The sequence below is a fragment of the Pseudomonas marginalis genome (assembly GCF_008692035.1).
GTDB lineage: Bacteria > Pseudomonadota > Gammaproteobacteria > Pseudomonadales > Pseudomonadaceae > Aquipseudomonas > Aquipseudomonas marginalis.
On sequence record NZ_VTFG01000001.1, the window covers coordinates 2644265 to 2664013 of the forward strand.

Here is a 19749-nt window from a genome sequence, read left to right on the forward strand (position 1 = left end):
CCAGCCACCCGCGACACTCTGTTTATACCGCTACCAGGCGCACACTCGCGCCTTCACCAACGCCCAGGGCTTCGGCGGCTGCCAGGTCCAGGGTCACCGGTTTGCCCGGCGCGTAGTCCAGCTCCAGCATCACCGCGCGGTAATCCTGCAACTGCGCGTTGCTCACCAGGTACTGGCGGCCGACACCCTTGGCCATCTCGCCGATCTTCACCGGCACCACGCGGCTCTGGGCAATCGAGCGAATGCCCGAGACCCGTGCGTGCAGCGTCGGGCCGCCGTCGAAGATGTCGATGTAGTGGTCAGTCTCGAAGCCTTCGCGCATCAGGATGTCGAAGGTGATCTGGGCACGCGGGTGCACCTGGCCCATGGCTTCCTGGGCTTCGTCCGGCAGCAGCGGCACGTAGATCGGGTAATGCGGCATCAGCTCGGCGAGGAACGTACGGCTTTTCAGCCCGCACAGGCGCTCGGCGGCGGCGTAGTTGAGGTCGAAGAAGTTGCGGCCGATGGCATCCCAGAACGGCGAATCACCGTTCTCGTCGCTGTAGCCGACAATCTCGGTCACCACCGAGTCGGCAAAGCGCTCGGGGTGGCTGGCGACGAACAACAGGCGGCCGCGGGAATTGAGTTCCGACCACGGCGAACCGACCAGCTCCGGCACCACGTAGAAACTGGTGAGCAGGCTGTTGCCGGTGAGGTCGTGGCACTGGGAAAGCACGTGGATCTTGTTGTGGATCTTCAGCTCGCGGGAGGCGTGCACGAAGGTCTCGTTACGAAAACTGTAGAACGGCTCCGAGTAACCGGCCGAGGCGACGATGGCCGAGCAGCCGGCGAGCTTGCCGGTCTCGGTGTCTTCGAGCACGAAGAAATAGCTTTCTTCACCGTTGAAACTCACCTCGGCCGCGAAGGACGCTTCGCTGGCGGCGATCTTGTCGCTCAGGCGTTCCACATCATCCGGCAAGGAGGTGACACCAATCGGGCTATCCGCAGCCAGACGCTGTACCTCGCCCAGATCAGCCATTTGCGCGGGGCGCATCACCAGCATGGTGTCACTCCTTAACTCTAGAACTCACAGGAAAAAAATACCGAACAGGTCGGGAACACCCCATATCTTCATGTGGGGCATATTCCAGTGTGGGAGGGGGCTTGCCCCCGATAGCGGTGTATCAGTCACCAGATGCATCAACTGACAGATTGCTATCGGGGGCAAGCCCCCTCCCACATTTGATCCGGTCCGACAGACAGATATGTATCAGGCTTGGGTCAGCTTTTTTACCGCACGCTCGAAGCGATCCAGGCCTTCGTTGATGTCCGCGTCTTCCACCACCAGGCTCGGCGCAAAACGCACCACGTCAGGGCCGGCTTGCAGGATCATCAGGTTTTCTTTCTCGGCCGCGTTGAACACGTCCTTGGCCTTGCCTTTGAACGCATCGCTCAGTACGCAACCGATCAGCAGGCCCATGCCACGTACTTCGGTGAAGATGCCGTACTGCTTGCCGATCTGCTCCAGGCGCGCCTTGAACAGGTCGTGCTTGGCGTTGACGCCGGCCAGCACCTCAGGGGTGTTGATCACGTCGATGACCGCTTCGGCCACTGCGCACGCCAGCGGGTTGCCGCCGTAGGTGGTGCCGTGGGTACCGACCACCAGGTGCTTGGCCAGGTCTTCACGGGTGAGCATCGCCGCAATCGGGAAACCGCCGCCCAGGCTCTTGGCGCTGGTGAGGATGTCGGGCACCACGCCGTAGTGCTGGTAGGCAAACAGATGGCCGCTGCGGCCCATGCCGGTCTGCACTTCGTCGAACACCAGCAGCGCATTGTTGGCGTCGCACAGTTCGCGGGCACCTTGCAGGTAAGCCAGCTCGGCCGGCAGTACGCCGCCTTCGCCCTGGATCGGCTCCAGCACCACGGCGCAGGTCTTGTCCGACACGGCGGCTTTCAGCGCTTCCAGGTCGTTATAAGGGACGTGGGTGATGCCGGTAATTTTAGGCCCGAAACCGTCGGAGTACTTCGACTGGCCACCGACATTGACGGTGAACAGGGTACGGCCGTGGAAGCTGTTCAGCGCGGCAATGATCTCGTACTTCTCGCTGCCGAAACGGTCGAACGCCACGCGACGGGCCAGCTTGAATGCGGCCTCGTTGGCTTCGGCACCGGAGTTGCAGAAGAACACGCGCTCGGCAAACGTGGCGTCGATCAGCTTATGGGCCAGGCGCAGGGCCGGCTCGTTGGTGAAGACGTTGGAGACGTGCCACAGCTTGTTGGCCTGTTCGGTCAGTGCACCGACCAGCGCCGGGTGGGCGTGGCCCAACACGTTGACCGCGATGCCGCCGGCAAAGTCGATCAGCTCGCGACCCGCCTGGTCCCACACACGGGAACCTGCGCCACGCACGGGGATGAATGCGGCAGGTGCGTAGTTGGGAACCATGACCTGGTCGAAATCGGCACGTTGCACCGGGGCTTGCTCAACGGACATCGGAGTCTCCTGAAGAGGAACGCCTGCCTGGAACTGGCGGGCGATGCAGGGATTGTAAGGACAGTTTTCAGCGCGGCCTTGCCGCCAAGCGACAACTTCTTATAGCGCCAACCCCCGTTTTACGCGGGTTTACGCCAATGCGACAAATAGCGTCGCAATGGCGCAGTTTAAACGGATGCAGGGGTTTTCGGCAGTATGCAGGGAAGTTGCGCGATGGACGCGACACACCGCGCCAATCGTATTCACCCCACGTCAACCACGCTCGGACGGCACCGACGAGAGTTCGAACGGGCTGCTGCTGCGGCGCTGGTTGCGGTCTTCGCGAGGGGTGGCGCCAAAGAAGTTGCGGTAGGCGCTAGAGAAGTGCGGCCCCGAGGAGAAGCCGCAGGACAGGCCGATCTGGATGATCGACTTGCTGGTTTGCATGAGCATCTGGCGGGCCTTGTTCAGGCGCAGTTCCAGGTAGTACTGGCTGGGGACGCGATTGAGGTATTGCTTGAAGATCCGCTCCAGTTGTCGTCGCGACACGCACACATGCTGGGCGATTTCGTCGGTGGTCAGCGGCTCTTCGATATTGGCTTCCATCAGCAACACTGCCTGGGTCAGCTTCGGATGGCTGGAGCCCAGGCGGTTCTGCAGCGGGATGCGCTGGCGCTCGCCGCCTTCGCGGATGCGCTCCACCACCAGCTCTTCCGACACCGCACCGGCCAGTTCGGCACCGTGGTCACGGGCCAGCACCGCCAGCAACAGGTCGAGTACCGACATGCCGCCGCAGGCGGTCAAGCGATCACGGTCCCAGTCGAACAGATGGCTGGTGGCGATGACCTTGGGGAAACGCTCGGCAAAATCATCCTGCCAACGCCAGTGCACGGCGGCGCGGTAGCCGTCGAGCAGGCCGAGCTGGGCCAGCGGGTACACACCGGCCGACAAGCCGCCGATCACACAACCGGCGCGCACCAGCTGCTTGAGGGCGGTGCTCAGTTGCGAGGCGATCACGGCAGGCGGCTCGTCCGCCAGCAGGAACAGTTTCTGGAAGCCTTCCAGCTTGCCCGCCCACGGCTCGCCCGGCAGTTGCCAGGCGCCTTCGGTGGCCGGCTCTGCGAGCAAAAACGACAGCTCGTAGACCACCTCCGGATGCACCCGCTGAGCAACGCGCAAGGCCTCCTCAGCCAGCGCAAGCGTGAGTGCTTTTGTGCTGGGCCAAATCAGGAAACCAATTTTGTGGGCGGTCATGGAGTGCTATCCGAAGCGAGTAACAGTAATGAAGACAGAGGCCAATGCTAGCCCGTAAACCAACACAAAGCTTAAAAACGATAAAGACCTGCTTTCCTGTAGGAGCGAGCTTGCTCGCGAAAAACCTGAGAACACCACGGGGCATCAGGCTTCCCGCGTTATCGTTGACGATCTTCGCGAGCGAGCTCGCTCCTACAGGGGGGAGCAGCGGCCTTGATTATTTCAAGCTGCCGGACAGGAACTGCTGCAACCGCTCGGACTGCGGGTTGACCAGCACTTCCCGAGGGTTGCCACGCTCTTCGACGATGCCTTTGTGCAAGAACACCAGCTGGTTCGACACTTCACGGGCAAAGCCCATTTCGTGGGTCACCACCACCATGGTGCGGCCTTCCTGGGCCAGGTCCTGCATGACCTTGAGCACTTCGCCCACCAACTCGGGGTCGAGGGCCGAGGTGGGTTCGTCGAACAGCATCACCTCCGGCTCCATCGCCAGGGCTCGGGCAATCGCCACGCGCTGCTGCTCGCCACCGGACATATGGCCGGGGAACGCATCCTTGCGATGGCCCACACCGACCTTGGCCAGGTAGTGCTCGGCCTTTTCACGGGCGTCTTTTTTCGACATGCCCAGCACGTGCACCGGCGCTTCCATCACGTTTTCCAGCGCGGTCATGTGCGACCACAGGTTGAAATGCTGGAACACCATCGACAGGCGCGAGCGCATGCGTTGCAGTTGCTTAGGGTCGGCGGCCTTCATGGCGCCGTCCTTGTTGGCCACCAGTTTCAGCTCTTCGTTATTGAGCAGGATCTTGCCCGCGTGGGGTTGCTCCAGCAGGTTGATGCAACGCAAAAAGGTACTTTTGCCCGAGCCACTGGAACCGATGATGCTGATCACATCACCGGCCGCGGCGGCCAGGGACACGCCTTTGAGCACTTCATGACTGCCATAGCGTTTATGCAGGTCTTGGACTTCAAGTTTGTACATGCGGTCGGTTCTCACAAAAACAGGTGGTCAGTCGTTGAGCAAGCGCCCGTGACGCAGCGCTTCGCGCCCCGCCACCTTGGCCAGCCAGAAACCCGCTTGGGCATAACGTAGCCGTTCAACGGCAAACAACACCCCCGAGGTGCCCGCGCAGATAACGCTCACGCGGTCTTCCAGGGGATCAATCACTTCAAAAATCGGCTCGCCCTTCTCGATCCAGTCCCCGGCTTTACGCAGGTAACTGATCACCCCGGCGTGGGGCGCGAACAGCAATTCGGTGCCTTCGAAGGGCACGCCTTCGCACGGTTCGTGTTGCGGTGCCGGCCATTCGCCCTTGATCAGGCCTTGTTCGGCGAGAAACGCGAGGATGCCTTCGGCGTGGAAGATCGCTTCGTCACGGCCGGTGTCCGCCTGACCGCCCAATTCCAGGGTTGTCGCCAGGCAGGCCAGCGGGATCTGTGCGTCGGGGAAGGCGCGGGACAACCGCAGCCACGGCAACGAACAGGCCTCATCGAACGAGCTGCCACCGGAATCTTCCGCGAGCAGACCGACTTTCACATTCAAGTGCGCCGACAGCGAACGCCACTGCGGCCAGTGCTGGGGCAGCGCGTACATGTGCAATGCGGCTTCGGCGTCACAGTGCAGGTCGAGGACGATATCGGCGCTGCACGCATGGCTCAGCAGGATGCGCTGCATGCCTTGCAACTGGCTGCTCGGCTCGGGCAATGCGTTGAGCGCATCGGCCATCGCCTGGCGAATCATGCGCACGTTGGCGTGAGCATCATCCCCCAGCTTGCCTGTGAGCAACTCGGCCACCGGCTCGCTCAACTCAACGAAATCGCGGTTGAAATTCTTGCCGCTGCCCACTTCGAAACGGCCCTGGTGGCTGCCTTGCAGCAACTGGCCCAGGCCCATCGGGTTGGCCACCGGCACCAGCTCGATCACGCCGTTGAGGGCACCTTGCGCTTCAAGTTCGGCGAGGCGTTTTTTCAGCTCCCACGCGGCGCGCATGCCGGGCAGTTCATCGGCGTGCAGGCTGGCCTGGATATAGGCCTTGCGCTCGCCGCTGCCGAAACGGAACACGCTCAGTTGGCGCTCGCAGCCCAGGTGGCCCCAGGGCAACAGGTGATCGATACGTTCCATATCAGTGCTTCCGTGGAGCCAGGTAGCTCAGCCAGCGGCGCTCGGCCAACTTGAACAGGCGCACCAGGATAAAGGTCAGGCACAGGTAGAACACGCCGGCGGTGATGTAGGCTTCGAACGGCAGGTAGAACTGCGCGTTCACCGTGCGCGCGGCACCGGTGATGTCGATCAGGGTGACGATGGACGCGAGACTGGTGGTCTGCAGCATCATGATCACTTCGTTGCTGTACTGCGGCAGCGCGCGACGCAGGGCCGACGGCAGCAGGATGCGACGGTACAGCTTGTAGCGCGACATGCCCATGGCCTTGGCCGCTTCGATCTCGCCATTGGGGGTGGCCTTGAGGCTACCGGCAATGATCTCCGCGGTGTAGGCGCTGGTGTTGATCGCAAAGGCCAGGCACGCGCAGAAGGTCGCACTGGACAGCAGTGGCCACAGGAAGCTCTCGCGCACCGCTTCGAACTGCGCCAGGCCGTAGTAGATCAAAAACAGCTGCACCAGCATCGGCGTGCCGCGGATCACGTAGGTGTAGAGCCAGGCCACGCCGTTGACGACCGGTTGCTTGGACACACGCATCAAGCCCAGGGGCAAGGCGGCGAGCAGGCCGAAGAACAGCGAGATGGCGAGCAGTTTCAGGGTGGTCAGCAGGCCGCCAAGGTACAGCGGCATGGCCTCCCAGATGACGTTGTAGTCGAAGATCATAGATCAGCCGCCCTTACGCCTACCGAGTAGCGCTTCTCAAGATGACGCAGGGCCAGCAACGACACACTGGTGATCACCAGGTACATCGCCGCCACTGCGAGGAAGAAGGTAAAAGGCTCGCGGGTGGCATCAGCCGCCTGCTTGGCCTTGAACATCATGTCTTGCAGGCCCACCACCGAGATCAGCGCGGTGGCCTTGGTGAGTACCAGCCAGTTGTTGGTAAACCCAGGGATCGCCAGCCGGATCATCTGCGGCACCATCACCCGGAAAAACACCTGGAAGCTGCTCATGCCATACGCCAGGCCGGCTTCAGCCTGGCCCTTGGGGATGGCCATGAAGGCGCCACGGAAGGTTTCCGACAGGTAGGCGCCAAAGATGAAACCCAGGGTGCCGATACCGGCGGCCAAGGGGTTCAAGTCGATATAGTCGTCATAGCCGAGCATCGGCGCGACGCGGTTAAGCAGGTCCTGACCACCGTAGAAAATCAGCAGGATCAGCACCAGGTCGGGGATCCCGCGGATCACCGTGGAGTACAAGTCACCCAGCCAGGCCAACCAGCGCACCGGCGACAGGCGTAACGCGACCCCGATCAGACCCAGAACAATGGCCAAGGCCATGGACGACAAGGCGAGCTGAAGCGTCAACCATGCGCCATCGAGGATGACGGCCCCGTAGCCTTTCAACATGATTCAGGTCCTCGAAAAGGGGGATGAAAAAATGGCGCAAACCGCAGGAATTCTGTTGCTTGCGCCATTTCGGACAGACAGCTGCGAATACTTACTTGGCTTCAGGGCCGTAAATATCGAAGTTGAAGTACTTTTTCTCGATTTCTTTGTATTTACCGTTGGCACGGATCGCGGCGATGGCAGCGTTGATGCGGTCCAGGTTTTCCTTGTCGCCCTTGCGTACGGCGATGCCTACGCCGTCGCCGAAGTACTTGACGTCGGTGAAGGCCGGGCCGGTGAACGCATAGCCTTTACCGGCTGGCGTATCGAGGAAACCTTCCTGCAACAGGGTGGCGTCGGCCACGGTGCCGTCGAGGCGACCGGCTTCCACGTCGAGGTAGATTTCGTTCTGCGAGCTGTAAGGCACAACGGTGGCGCCTTTAGGTGCCAGGACTTCCTTGGCGAAACGGTCGTGGATCGAACCGCGCTGTACGCCGATCTTCTTGCCTTTGAGTTCATCCAGGCTGTCGCTGACGGCGGTGCCTTCCTTCAATACCAGGCGCGCAGGGGTCAGGTAGTAGCGATTGGTGAAGTCCACGGACTTCTTGCGGTCTTCGGTGATGGACATGGACGACAGGATCGCGTCGATCTTGCGCACCTTGAGCGCCGGGATCAGGCCGTCGAACTCTTGCTCGACCCAGGTGCACTTGACCTTCATCTCTTCGCACAGGGCGTTGCCGATGTCGTAGTCAAAACCGACGATGCTGCCATCCGGCGCCTTCGAGGCAAACGGAGGGTAAGCCGCTTCGATACCAATTTTCAGAGGCTTGCCTTCAGCGAAAGCCTGCATGGACAGCACGGACAGCGCCAGGGCGCCCAACAGCACGAGTTTCTTCATCTTGGGACTCCATCGGTATAGGGCAAAACAGCAGTATGAGCCATGGCCCACGATGCGACTGAGTGAAACCGAATAGCGGTGCTGCGTCCTACACCAATTCAACAGTGGAGACGACGAGCGAGTGATCGGCATTCTAACGACAGGCCGGAAGCCGATATTTCCTCAATGCGACAACAATTTACAGAAGCACTGAGAAAGCGGTTCCAGCACATTGACAGCCTCTGAATTTTATGCAGAGACAAAAGATATTAAACCTGTTGATGCTGCAAATTGCGGGCCTATTATTCGCAAACCCTTCTAGCACGGCAAGTGTGGCGTTTAATCTTATGGCTCGGGGTGTCTAAAGCGCGGTTTTTCGGGGCATAAGCGTAGCCCTTTGCCTCAGGTTTGGGCGGGCGGTTACACATTTGCGCGACTCGGTAACATTCAGAAACCTCCTACGCGAAAAACCGATATTTATTTGACTGGTGGTCATGGGGGTCTGTCAGTTCCTCCTCCATACCCACCTTGGAATGCAATCCAAATGTGGGAGGGGGCTTGCCCCCTCCCACATTGGATCTCCTCCGATTTCAAGCACTCACAAAAAAGCCCCACCCGGCTCACACCGAATGGGGCTTTGTCTGACCAGCCCGCCTTACGCGACGTTCATGGTCTTGTGGGTCTCAATCAAATGCGCCACTACACCCGGGTCCGCCAGGGTGGAAATATCGCCCAGCCCGTCGTACTCGGCCGTGGCAATCTTGCGCAGGATGCGGCGCATGATTTTCCCCGAGCGCGTCTTCGGCAAGCCCGGTGCCCACTGGATCACGTCCGGCGAGGCAATCGGCCCGATTTCCTTGCGCACCCAGTTCTTCAGCTCCAGGCGCAGGGCTTCGCTGGGTTCTTCGCCATTCTTCAGGGTCACATACACATAGATGCCCTGGCCCTTGATGTCGTGCGGCACACCCACCACCGCCGCTTCGGCGACTTTAGGGTGGGCAACCATGGCGCTTTCGATCTCGGCGGTGCCCATGCGGTGGCCGGATACGTTCAACACGTCATCCACACGGCCGGTGATCCACCAGTAGCCATCTTCATCGCGACGGGCGCCGTCACCGGTGAAGTACATGCCACGGAAGGTCTTGAAGTACGTGTCGACAAAACGGTCATGGTCGCCGTACAGGGTACGGGCCTGGCCTGGCCACGAGTCGAGAATCACCAGGTTGCCTTCGGCGGCGCCTTCGATGATGTTGCCCAGGTTGTCCACCAGCGCCGGCACCACACCGAAGAACGGCCGTGCGGCAGAACCCGGCTTGAGTGCATGGGCGCCCGGCAGCGGGCTCATCAGGGTGGCGCCGGTTTCGGTCTGCCACCAGGTGTCGACGATCGGGCAACGGGATTGGCCGACGTTCTTGTAGTACCAGTCCCACGCTTCCGGGTTGATCGGCTCACCCACCGAACCCAACAGGCGCAGACTGCTGCCATCGACGCCTTCGCAGGCAGCGGTGCCGGACGCCATCATTGCGCGGATCGCGGTCGGGGCGGTGTAGAGGATATTGACCTTGTGCTTGTCGACGATCTTGCCCACCCGGGTAATGTCCGGGTAGTTCGGCACGCCTTCGAACAGCAAGGTGGTCGCGCCATTGGCCAGCGGGCCGTAGACAATATAGGTGTGGCCAGTGACCCAACCGACGTCGGCGGTGCACCAGTAGATTTCGCCCGGGCGGTAGTCGAATACGCGCTCGTGGGTCAGGGCCGCATACAACAGGTAGCCGCCGGTGGTGTGCTGCACGCCTTTAGGCTTGCCGGTGGAACCGGAGGTGTAGAGGATGAACAGCGCTTCTTCGGCGCCCATCTCTTTTGGCGCACACACGGTGCCCGCCACTTTCATCAGGTCTTCGTACCAGATGTCGCGATGCTGGTTCCACTTGATCTGGCCATTGGTGCGCTTGCACACGATGACCTTCTGGATGCTGCTGGTTTCCGGGTTGGTCAGCGCGTCGTCGACGTTGGCCTTCAGCGGAATCTTCTTACCGGCGCGAATGCCTTCATCGGCCGTGATCACCACCTTCGACTTACAGTCGATGATGCGACCGGCCAGGGCCTCCGGCGAGAAACCGCCGAACACCACCGAATGGATCGCACCGATGCGGGTACACGCCAGCATGGCGACCACGGCTTCGGGGATCATCGGCATATAGATGGTCACCACGTCGCCGCGGTGCACATCCTGGCCACGCAGGGCGTTAGCGAACTTGCAGACTTCTTCGTGCAACTCGCGGTAGGTGATGGTGCGGCTCTCGGCCGGGTCATCGCCCTCCCAGATGATCGCCGCCTGGTCGCCGCGCTCGGCGAGGTGACGGTCCAGGCAGTTGTAGGACACGTTCAGGGTGCCATCGGCGAACCACTTGATGTCGACATGGTGATCGTCGAAAGAGGTCTGCTTCACCGCGGTGAAAGGCTTGACCCAGTCAAGGCGCTTGGCTTGCTCGCGCCAGAAGCCATCGGGGTTGACCACCGACTGCTGGTACATGGCCTTGTAGGTTGCCTCGTCGGTCAGCGTGTTGGCTGCTACTTCGGGGCGAACGGGGTACAGGGAAGCCGCACTCATCTTTCTTACCTCGGTGACATAGTTGTTGTTGTATGACCCAGTTGTATCCGGGGTGGGCCTATAGAACCATTCGACGATGGTAGTAACAAGACCCTACAAAATGCCCTGCTATCCCCGTTTGTCGCTCTGGCCCGCAGCCTGTGGGGCTTTGCGGGCGGGTGAAAAAACCTTTACCACGGGATTGTTACAAAAACCGCCAATAGTCTTTATCAAAAGCACGGGTATATGAATATAACCCGCAGGCCTAGAATCACTTCCGCCAACCAAGGCATTGTGATTAACACAACAGTGATTAACAACGTAACAGCCCCCACGAAGGCACGTTAATCCGAACTAACCAATCCTAAGTTACACACGTGGCCTCACAAGGGCCCCGTGACCCCTTTCGCCCTGAAGAAGGTAAGTAAAGAAATGAAAGCTCTCGTAGTTATGGCCCTCAGCAGCTTGTGCGCCACCGCCGCCCTGGCCGACGAGGCCCCGACCGAGCTGGCCGGCCAGAACGCCCCGATTGTTGAAGATTACACCTACAGCACCAAGCTGGACGTGGCCAAAGTATTGTCCATGAGCACGATCCCGGAAGTCTGCGAAGTTGTACCGGTAAAGATGGAATATGAGGATTCCCAGGGTCAGCGCCATATCCTTAATTACCATGTCATGGGTAATGGTTGCTCTAACGGATAACAACTTCGTTAGTTGGAACAGACCCGGATCTTATTCGCCGCAAGAAATCGTTCTTGCGGCAAAGAACCGGCGCCTGGCACGGCACGCGGTACATGTGGGAATGGGGTTGCTCCCGATAGCGGTCGTCACTCAGCCCCGCCCCTCCCTTCCTCTCCTCAAAAAGTCCTACCCTACCCCCCACAATAAATAGCCCACCGCCCGTCAAAAATTTCCTACCCCATCAACCCCCCGCAAACCCTCACTCTGGCTCAAATCGCCGCCTTTTTGTCTCTGATCCGAGACCATCCGCCGCAACACAAAGCCGAATTTTTCCCTATAATGCGCGGGTAAATCGGGCCTGCAATATCCCTTTACACAGGGACGAAGAGCCAGACCTTGAGCCTGCGCTGGAGTATGCATCCACCGCTCCGCCCCTCAAGCCTCATGCAGTACCCGTTACCCAATTCCGTTTATTTGCCTGCGCGAGCTGTTGCAACAAACGATTCCTTAAGATCCACCGCGGCCCGAGGGCCGTGTGAACACCCAACCATCCGGTTTCACACGGGCACCTTTGAGCCCTCACGCAGGAGACGACACGTCATGCTGAGCTGGGACGAATTCGACAAAGAAGAAGACGGCGAAGTAGCCACCAAAGGCGCCAACGCCGGCCACGCCACCGAAGCCAACATGGACCGCCTCGACGGTGCCGGCGCCGCCGCCGCCATCGAAGCCCGCGCCGTCACCGCCAGTGACTCCGCCGCCATCGTGCGCGCCAAGGCTGCCCTGGACAAACTCGACGTCGCCGAAGGCCTCGCCGAACTCGAAGGCGCCTCCGCCCGCGTCGCCGTTGACGAAAAGCGCATGATCAACTGCCGCGCCGACCTCAACCAACTCGTGCCTTTCAAGTACGACTGGGCCTGGCAGAAATACCTCGACGGCTGCGCCAACCACTGGATGCCGCAGGAGGTCAACATGACCGCCGACATCGCCCTGTGGAAAAACCCCGAAGGCCTGACCGACGACGAACGCCGCATCGTCATGCGCAACCTCGGCTTCTTCTCCACTGCGGATTCGTTGGTCGCGAATAACCTGGTCCTGGCCGTGTACCGCCTGATCACCAACCCGGAGTGCCGCCAGTACATCCTGCGCCAGGCCTTCGAAGAAGCGATCCACACCCACGCCTACCAGTACTGCATCGAATCGTTGGCCATGGATGAAGGCGAGATCTTCAACATGTACCACGAGATTCCATCGGTGGCTAAGAAGGCAGCCTGGGGCCTGAAATACACCCGTTCGATCTCCGATCCGAAGTTCGAAACCGGTACCGTCGACACCGACAAGGAACTGCTGCGCAATCTGGTCGCCTACTACTGCGTGCTGGAAGGCATCTTCTTCTACTGCGGCTTCACCCAGATTTTGTCCATGGGCCGCCGCAATAAAATGACCGGCGTGGCGGAACAGTTCCAGTACATCCTGCGCGATGAGTCGATGCACTTGAACTTCGGTATCGATGTGATCAACCAGATCAAGATCGAAAACCCGCACTTGTGGGATGCCGAGATGAAGGAAGAAGCGACCCAGATGATCCTGCAGGGGACTCAGCTGGAGATTGAATATGCGCGGGATACCATGCCGCGCGGTGTGCTCGGTATGAACGCTGCGATGATGGAAGACTATCTGAAGTTCATCGCTAACCGCCGCCTGTCGCAGATTGGGTTGAAGGAAGAGTATCCGGGGACGACTAACCCGTTCCCGTGGATGAGTGAAATCATGGATTTGAAGAAAGAGAAGAATTTCTTTGAAACTCGGGTTATTGAGTATCAGACGGGTGGGGCGTTGAGCTGGGATTGATTCCTTAGCACAGCAACACCAAGAAGCCCTGACTTGTTCGGGGCTTTTTTATGCGAGCTCACTAAAGACTCTCCGTACAAGGCAGAGAATTTACCAAAGTAGCTGACCGCTAAATCCTTCTAGATCGTAGGAAATTTCGTAGACGCAATAATAGCTACTCAGTATCGTCCGAGGGTTTTCTACCCTCGGCGGCTGTATGGACATTACGAAAGACAAAACGGACTGGAGCGACGCGGAGCTGGCAGCTGCGGTCGGGGCGTACCTGAAGATGTTGGCCTGGGAAAAAAGCGGCCAACCTTTCAATAAAGCCCTCGAAAACCGCCTTCTACGCGAAGGCCCAGTGGCAGGCCGTGCAAAGGGTTCCATCGAATTCCGCATGCAAAATATCTCCACTGTGCTTGTGCGTATGGGCTGGGACCGCATCGAAGGCTATAAGCCTGCGAAGAACGTAGGCACAGGCGTCGAACAACGCATCCGCCAAGCGCTTGCCGCACAGGGTGTATTCGAATCCGAAGACGCTGCCCAAACAGCAGACGAGCAAACGCTTATCCGCCGCGCGTCCAAACTGCAGCAGCAACCTTTCACTCAGCTACCGGACGGCATTGCCCAGCCGCAGAAGGTCTCGACCGTCAGCACCACCTTTGTTCGTGACCCAAAGGTCCGCGCCTGGGTACTGAAAGAAGCCAACGGCATCTGCGAAGGCTGCGGCGCTAACGCGCCGTTTGAGGTCGACGGTTTGCCATTTCTTGAAGTACATCACGTCAAGCACCTGGCCCAGAAGGGTTCGGATCGCATCACCAATGCTGTAGCCTTGTGCCCCAATTGCCATCAGCGTTGTCACCGGTCGAGTGACCGGGAGGCTTTCACCGAGGGGCTTTACGCCAAGGTCGGAAGATTGGCACGGGAGTAGACTCCTGCTGTCACACCTGATGCACGCTCAAAAAAATACTAGATAGGACCGAGGCCAACCCGTGAACCCAGACATGCTCGAAGCCGGCCCCGTTGACGCCAAAGTACTCTCCGTTTTTGACTTCGACGGCACCCTGACCCACCACGACAGTTTCGTGCCCTTCCTCAAGTTTGCCTTTGGCACCGGCGAGTTTTATGGCCGGATGGTCAAGCTGGCCGTGCCCGGGCTGCGCTTTTTGGTGCGGCAGATCAGCCGGGATGAGTTGAAGGCGCAGTTGATCCGCACCTTTATGACTGGGGTGGAGAAGACGTGGGTGCAGCAGAAGGCCGAGGAGTATTGTCAGCGTAATTGGGCGCGGTTGATGCGCCCGGCGGGGGTACTGTCGGTGGAGCAGGAGTTGGGCTCGGGGGCGGTGGTGACGCTGTGTTCGGCGTCGCCGGCGTTGGTGCTGCAGCCGTTTGCCGATCGGCTTGGGATCAAGTTGATTGGCACGGAGCTTGAGGTGGTCGACGGGGTATTGACCGGCAAGCTCACCGGGAATAACTGCCGGTGTGAGAATAAGGTGCTGCGGCTTGAGGCGGTGTATGGGGACCTGGGGGAGTATCGGCTGCGGGCCTGGGGCGATACGCGTGGGGATCGGGAGTTGTTGGCGGCGGCGCAGGATGCGCATTTTCGGCATTTTCATGCGAAGAAGAAAAAGCGGGCTCGGTTGCAGCGGTGATGCGGGGGGCGCAGAACCTGGCGGCGTTCGGTGGGGCGATGAGCCCGGTGATATGCGGGTATCTGCTGATCAACGCGGCGCCGGCCAGCATGTTCTATGCCTTGGGTACACTCACAGCGATAGCTGGGACCTTGTGCTTCCTGAGCGGACGCCGGGTTGCAGGTTCTAGCTGATATTTGCGCGGGTTCCCGCTATTAATAGCGAAACCTCTCACGGACCCGAGCCCCATGAAATTCGACACGGCCTACAGCCTGAGTCTCGATGAAAAGCTGTCGATCTACGACGTACGAGACCTGAATTTCGACGAAACCACCACCTTCGACTCCGACAAGGACAGTTTCCTCTGTCCCAACGATGCCTGTCGCGCTGCCTTTGAAGCAGGCAATGTGCTGAGCACGTTTAACGCCAAGAACGTCAACTACCAACGCACCCCGCATTTCAAAAACACGCCGAGCACCCGGCATATCGACGGCTGCCGCTATGCCAGCCTCCACAAGGGTGCAGCAGGCGAAAACGACGATGAGCGTGAGGACAATTTCCCATCGGAATTTGTCCTCACCCGCCGTACGTACGAGCGTAAAACCGCAGTGGCCGGCACCGAGGGGCTGGTCCCACAAGATTCAGCGAAAACACCTTCACCCCGCAGCGGCGAATCTGTCAGTTCGAGCGACACCACCCCGGACAAGACCAGCGTGTTCGCCCACCCGGTGGAATGTTTTGTGTCGAACATCGACGACAAGGAAAAACTCAAACGCATGCCGCTGAAAATCGGCGAGCACACCGCGACTTACGTGGCGTTTTTCAAGAAGATCGAATACCTGCAAGACAACAAGGGCCTGATCTACTGGGGCAAGGTCAAAGCGATCAAGGACTACACGAGCAGCTTTCGCATCGACTTCGAAAAGAAGGTGTGGCTCGACAAAAAGCCCTACTCGGTCAACGTCTACCTGAGCAAAAAGCTCATCGAGAACTACCGCAAGCGCAAGGCGTTCCTGGAGCAGATCAGGGCGGCGGCGGACAGTGAGCGGGCGTTGTATTGTTTCTTCTACGGGGTGACACCGGAGCTGAAACAAGTGCCCAGCAAGAAGAACCCCGAGCAGACCTTCGGGGTATTCAGCGCGAATATCGAGAACCTCGATCACCTGATCATTCGTGAGGCGCCAGGGTTGGAATAGTGGGTCGATAAGCATCCAGTTGATGAGCGGTCAAAACAACTGTACAAAAACACAGTATAGTTTGCCCTCCCCCGTCGAACCCTGGAGAAACCCCATGTCCTCCCTGGCAATGAGCTCTTTCGTAGAACAGCAGATCGTCCTGCACCAATTCACCGCCAAACACAGCGTACAGGCCCGCGCGATGCTGGGCTGGAGCCGCGACGAGCTGGCCCGCCAGGCGGGTGTGACGGTGGATGCCATCCAACAGTTCGAAAGCCAGGGCGATGTGGGTGATGAAACCCGCCTGGCATTGGCGTTTCGGTTGGAGGCGCAAGGGCTGGTGTTTTTCCCGGGGTTTGCGCCGGGGTGGGGCATGAGTGTACGGCGGTTTGACACCGCCCCTGCCGAACCCGCAGCACAAAACATTATGTCGCGGCTGATGGGCTCAACAGCGGCATCAATTGATTCACCAACGCCCCAGCCGAATGGTGCGTAGAGTCCAAGCGGATCACCGGACAGGTCAGTGTCGCCAACCAGGTTTCATGCCGACGCAGGCTGCGTAGGCTGAGGTTGCCGTTGTCGTAACGAGCGGCCCAGGCCAGGAAGGCGACGCTGTTCTCGTGGCGACTGCCACCTTCCAGGATTTCATCACCGTAGCGTTGCACCTCCCTCATGCGCAGACGGTGCAGGCGCACGTGCGGGTCGAGGCGCAGGAACACCACATGGGTGAACTGCGCGATCATCGGGTCGCCCCAGCCACACAGTGAACCGGACAGCACCCAGCCTTCCAGGCCGACAGTCTGCTCCTGCAGCAGGCGGATGCGTTCATCCTTGGGCCGGGCAATGGTGAAGGGGGCGTCGGTTTGCTGCCAGTAGAAATAGTCGGTGTCGAAGTAAGCGACGTTCAGACTCTCCGCCAAGGCCCTGCCCAGGGTGGTAGTGCCCGCCCCTGCAGCACCGAGGATATGAATTCTATAGGCCATGGCTTCCCTCCCTGGCATTGCGATAACCCTGCGCCAGCGCGGCCAACGATTCCTTCGACCATCGCGCACCGTAGAACCACAACGTCCCGCCGTCATCGAGAGCCTCGGCGAACTTCGGGTAACCACTCCAGCAGGCAGCATGGAACGCAGCACTTTCACTGTCCGACACTAGGGCATCCAGCCGGTATTCATTCACGATTTCATCGATTTCATTATGGGTGTGCAGGTTGAACGTGAGGGTGCCGTCGACACGTTGCGCCGGCACGGGTATCAGTTGCGCCCCGGCCCGGCGCAGTACGTCCAGCGCACGCATGAAGGGCGCACGGTGTTGAATCGGTTCATGCCCATCGCCACGTCCATATCGGTCGGCATACCCCACGCGCCTGCCGGCCAACGCTTGCGTGGCCGCAAAGCGGCTGTTGTTCTGCACCAGGGGCACCTCCACCATCACCGGGCCCTCTGGGTCGATACCGCTCAGGGCAATCAGCGTCAACGAGGGATCAGGCATGGGTCTGATGGGAATTGCCGGTACGTTATACCCGGGGATCAGGACGCCACCCTTGGGGTGGGTTTGAGGGGGGGTATCGACATCAAACTCGATACTGCGGGGGGGCACTTGATCGGGGGAAGGACGGCGGCATGGAGATGCCGAATCGGTCATGCCCAAGAGCGCAGACAACGGCTGGCCAACCTGGCAAACCGCATCTGCTCGCAAAAACCATCTGCATATGCTGTCCATCGGTACGCCTCCCCTGAAAACACTTTCCAGGGATCATCGCATCCTTCGCCGGCGCCTGTCGCAGACCCGAAACAGCTTGAAAACTCCTTTTTCGGCGCCTCTGCGCCCTCAGCCCACAAGGTGCTCTTGTGCACCTTGGGTTTCCACTTCCAGCCACCATGCATATCCACGCTCCGGCTGGTTCAAGCTGAACGCCTGGCCCATCGGCGGTGTGGTAATCGACACATTGCGCTCCCACGCCAGCGCCATGATGCGGTCGAAAGGTTCGTGCCAGGCATGGAACGCCAGGTCGAAAGTACCGTTGTGGATCGGCAGCAGCCAGCGGCCCCTGAGGTCGATATGCGCTTGCAGGGTTTGCTCCGGCTGCATGTGTACATGGGGCCAGTCGACGTTGTAAGCACCGGTTTCCATCAACGTCAGATCGAACGGGCCGTACTGTTCGCCGATGCGTTTAAAGCCGTCGAAGTAGCCGGTGTCGCCGCTGAAAAAGATACGACGCGTGCCGTCGATCATCACCCAGGAACACCAGAGGGTCTGGTTGGCATCAAACAGGCCGCGCCCGGAAAAGTGCTGCGCCGGCGTGGCGACAAAGCGAATGCCATCCACCTCGGTGCCTTGCCACCAATCCAGCTGCCGCACTTTGCTGGCGTCGACACCCCACTTGACCAGGATGTCGCCCACGCCCAGCGGCGCGAGAAAGTAACGGGTCTTGTCGGCCAGTTGGACCACAGCCTTATGGTCAAGATGATCGTAGTGGTTGTGGGAAAGAATCACCGCCTCCAGGGGCGGCAGCTCTTCAAGACGGATAGGCGGCTGGTGGAAACGCTTGGGGCCAGCCCAACTGAATGGCGAGGCACGCTCGGCGAACACCGGGTCGGTCAGCCAGAACTTGCCGCGCATTTTCAGCAACACGGTGGAATGCCCCAGGCGGAACACGCTGTGATCAGGCGCCGCCAACAATTGCTCGCGGGTCAGCGGTTGCACCGGGATCTGCCCCACCGGCCGCGTACTGCGTGGCTTGTTAAACAGCATGTTCCAGAAGATACGCAAGGTCTTGCCAAAGCCACCGTGCTGCACGGGGGCCTCGTTGCTGAAGCGCCCCAGGTCCAGATCGGCAGGCTTGGGCGCCGCAGGTGAAGACTTGAGGCGGGTTGAGATGGTGGCCATTACAGAGTGACTCCTACGGTCCGCGCATAAGTTACACTGAACAGTGTAGTTTCAAGATTGCAACAAAATCCGCAGCAAGTAAACTACCCAGTGTAATTTACCCTCAAGAGCCGAACGCCACCCATGACTGCCCCTCAACGCCTCACCGACCGCAAACGCCAAGCCATCGTGGCAGCGGCCATCGCTGAGTTTCGCGATAACGGCTTCGAGGTCACCAGCATGGACAAGGTCGCCGCCACCGCTGGGGTGTCCAAGCGCACGGTGTATAACCATTTTCCCAGCAAGGAAGAACTGTTCGCCGAAATCCTTCACCAACTCTGGGCCAGCAGCGTCGCCCAACTCGACGTCAGCTACACCAGCGAGCGCCCCCTGCGCGAACAATTGCGTGGTTTGCTGGAAGCCAAGATGAAGATGATGTCGGACACCAATTTCCTCGATCTGGCCCGGGTAGCCATCGCCGCCACCATCCACTCACCGGAACGCGCGCAAGACATGGTCACCCGCCTGAGCCAGCGCGAAGAAGGCTTTACCCAGTGGGTACGCGCCGCCCAGGAAGACGGCCGCCTCTCCTGCACCGACCCGGCGTTTGCCGCCCACCAGATCCAAAGCCTGCTCAAGGCTTTCGCGTTCTGGCCGCAGATCACGTTGGGCCAGCCGACCCTGGATGCCGCTCACCAGGCGCGCGTCATTGAGTCGGCCATTGACCTGTTCCTGGCCGGCTATGAAGTCAGCGCCCCCCGCCCCGAGTAAAAAACCATTGCAGGAGCGACATTCCTGGTCGCTTTTGACGCATTCGCCCTCTGTTTTGCGCAAATGGCCTGGAAGGCCACTGATTATTCCCATGGGAATAACTGACAATATTCACAGGCCTTATGCGATCAACGGT

Annotated in this window: 19 protein-coding genes and 1 pseudogene; 8 read left to right on the forward strand and 12 right to left on the reverse strand. The window is 59.8% G+C overall.

What is annotated here, in order from left to right; translation table 11 throughout:
- Positions 1-22: 22 nt before the first annotated feature.
- From aruF to acs, 9 genes are all read right to left on the reverse strand, one after another.
- Positions 23-1042: an arginine/ornithine succinyltransferase subunit alpha gene (gene aruF / locus FX984_RS12360; RefSeq protein ID WP_027607766.1), complete on the reverse strand. Its 1020-nt coding sequence runs from the start codon at positions 1040-1042 to the stop codon at positions 23-25.
- A 207-nt stretch (positions 1043-1249) separates the two neighbouring features.
- Positions 1250-2470 (reverse strand): aspartate aminotransferase family protein, encoded by a 1221-nt coding sequence (locus FX984_RS12365; RefSeq protein ID WP_146477372.1) that lies wholly within the window; start codon positions 2468-2470, stop codon positions 1250-1252.
- A 252-nt stretch (positions 2471-2722) separates the two neighbouring features.
- On the reverse strand, positions 2723-3703 hold the full coding sequence (gene argR, locus FX984_RS12370; RefSeq protein WP_027607764.1) for a transcriptional regulator ArgR: 981 nt from the start codon (positions 3701-3703) through the stop codon (positions 2723-2725).
- Between the two features lie 217 nt (positions 3704-3920).
- Positions 3921-4685: an ABC transporter ATP-binding protein gene (locus tag FX984_RS12380; RefSeq protein WP_003214336.1), complete on the reverse strand. Its 765-nt coding sequence runs from the start codon at positions 4683-4685 to the stop codon at positions 3921-3923.
- A 27-nt stretch (positions 4686-4712) separates the two neighbouring features.
- The gene (locus FX984_RS12385) at positions 4713-5825 is read right to left on the reverse strand and encodes a succinylglutamate desuccinylase/aspartoacylase family protein (protein ID WP_146477369.1); all 1113 of its coding nucleotides are present in this window, start codon (positions 5823-5825) and stop codon (positions 4713-4715) included.
- A gap of 1 nt (position 5826) precedes the next feature.
- A complete protein-coding gene (locus FX984_RS12390) occupies positions 5827-6525 on the reverse strand; it encodes an ABC transporter permease (protein WP_053140043.1) in 699 nt (232 codons plus the stop codon).
- The gene (locus FX984_RS12395) at positions 6522-7211 is read right to left on the reverse strand and encodes an ABC transporter permease (protein WP_010208305.1); all 690 of its coding nucleotides are present in this window, start codon (positions 7209-7211) and stop codon (positions 6522-6524) included. The genes FX984_RS12390 and FX984_RS12395 overlap by 4 nt, the downstream gene beginning before the upstream one ends.
- A gap of 91 nt (positions 7212-7302) precedes the next feature.
- Positions 7303-8088, reverse strand: coding sequence for an ABC transporter substrate-binding protein (locus tag FX984_RS12400; protein WP_027607761.1), 786 nt, complete (start codon positions 8086-8088; stop codon positions 7303-7305).
- A gap of 634 nt (positions 8089-8722) precedes the next feature.
- Positions 8723-10678 (reverse strand): acetate--CoA ligase, encoded by a 1956-nt coding sequence (gene acs, locus FX984_RS12405; RefSeq protein WP_027607760.1) that lies wholly within the window; start codon positions 10676-10678, stop codon positions 8723-8725.
- Positions 10679-11089: 411 nt separating this feature from the next.
- On the opposite strand from acs, the gene FX984_RS12410 reads away from it, so the two are divergent.
- The 7 genes and pseudogenes from FX984_RS12410 to FX984_RS12440 all read left to right on the forward strand — a co-directional run bounded on the left by FX984_RS12410 (position 11090) and on the right by FX984_RS12440 (position 16470).
- The gene (locus FX984_RS12410; protein WP_027607759.1) at positions 11090-11359 is read left to right on the forward strand and encodes a DUF2790 domain-containing protein; all 270 of its coding nucleotides are present in this window, start codon (positions 11090-11092) and stop codon (positions 11357-11359) included.
- Between the two features lie 579 nt (positions 11360-11938).
- Entirely contained in the window at positions 11939-13189 is a 1251-nt protein-coding gene (locus FX984_RS12415; RefSeq protein WP_024077017.1) for a ribonucleotide-diphosphate reductase subunit beta, read from the forward strand.
- Positions 13190-13385: 196 nt separating this feature from the next.
- The gene (locus tag FX984_RS12420; RefSeq protein ID WP_146477367.1) at positions 13386-14099 is read left to right on the forward strand and encodes an HNH endonuclease; all 714 of its coding nucleotides are present in this window, start codon (positions 13386-13388) and stop codon (positions 14097-14099) included.
- Between the two features lie 73 nt (positions 14100-14172).
- The gene (locus FX984_RS12425) at positions 14173-14820 is read left to right on the forward strand and encodes an HAD-IB family hydrolase (protein WP_043293519.1); all 648 of its coding nucleotides are present in this window, start codon (positions 14173-14175) and stop codon (positions 14818-14820) included.
- 5 nt (positions 14821-14825) lie between these two features.
- Positions 14826-14993: pseudogene (locus FX984_RS32720) on the forward strand (MFS transporter); the annotation flags it as partial.
- Between the two features lie 54 nt (positions 14994-15047).
- Positions 15048-15995 (forward strand): hypothetical protein, encoded by a 948-nt coding sequence (locus FX984_RS12435; RefSeq protein ID WP_146477365.1) that lies wholly within the window; start codon positions 15048-15050, stop codon positions 15993-15995.
- Positions 15996-16089: 94 nt separating this feature from the next.
- The gene (locus tag FX984_RS12440) at positions 16090-16470 is read left to right on the forward strand and encodes a helix-turn-helix domain-containing protein (protein WP_081744427.1); all 381 of its coding nucleotides are present in this window, start codon (positions 16090-16092) and stop codon (positions 16468-16470) included.
- Here FX984_RS12440 and FX984_RS12445 read toward each other — a convergent pair.
- From FX984_RS12445 to FX984_RS12455, 3 genes are all read right to left on the reverse strand, one after another.
- Positions 16400-16957, reverse strand: a complete 558-nt coding sequence (locus tag FX984_RS12445; RefSeq protein WP_146477363.1) for an AAA family ATPase — start codon at positions 16955-16957, stop codon at positions 16400-16402. The two genes, FX984_RS12440 and FX984_RS12445, sit on opposite strands and share 71 nt — an antisense overlap.
- The gene (locus FX984_RS12450; RefSeq protein WP_043293518.1) at positions 16947-17465 is read right to left on the reverse strand and encodes a hypothetical protein; all 519 of its coding nucleotides are present in this window, start codon (positions 17463-17465) and stop codon (positions 16947-16949) included. Before FX984_RS12450 ends, FX984_RS12445 begins: the two co-directional genes overlap by 11 nt.
- A 339-nt stretch (positions 17466-17804) precedes the next feature.
- Positions 17805-18863 (reverse strand): MBL fold metallo-hydrolase, encoded by a 1059-nt coding sequence (locus FX984_RS12455; protein WP_027605642.1) that lies wholly within the window; start codon positions 18861-18863, stop codon positions 17805-17807.
- Between the two features lie 123 nt (positions 18864-18986).
- Here FX984_RS12455 and FX984_RS12460 point away from each other — a divergent pair, with 123 nt between their 5' ends.
- Positions 18987-19613, forward strand: coding sequence for a TetR/AcrR family transcriptional regulator (locus tag FX984_RS12460; RefSeq protein ID WP_027605641.1), 627 nt, complete (start codon positions 18987-18989; stop codon positions 19611-19613).
- The last annotated feature ends 136 nt before the right edge of the window (positions 19614-19749 follow it).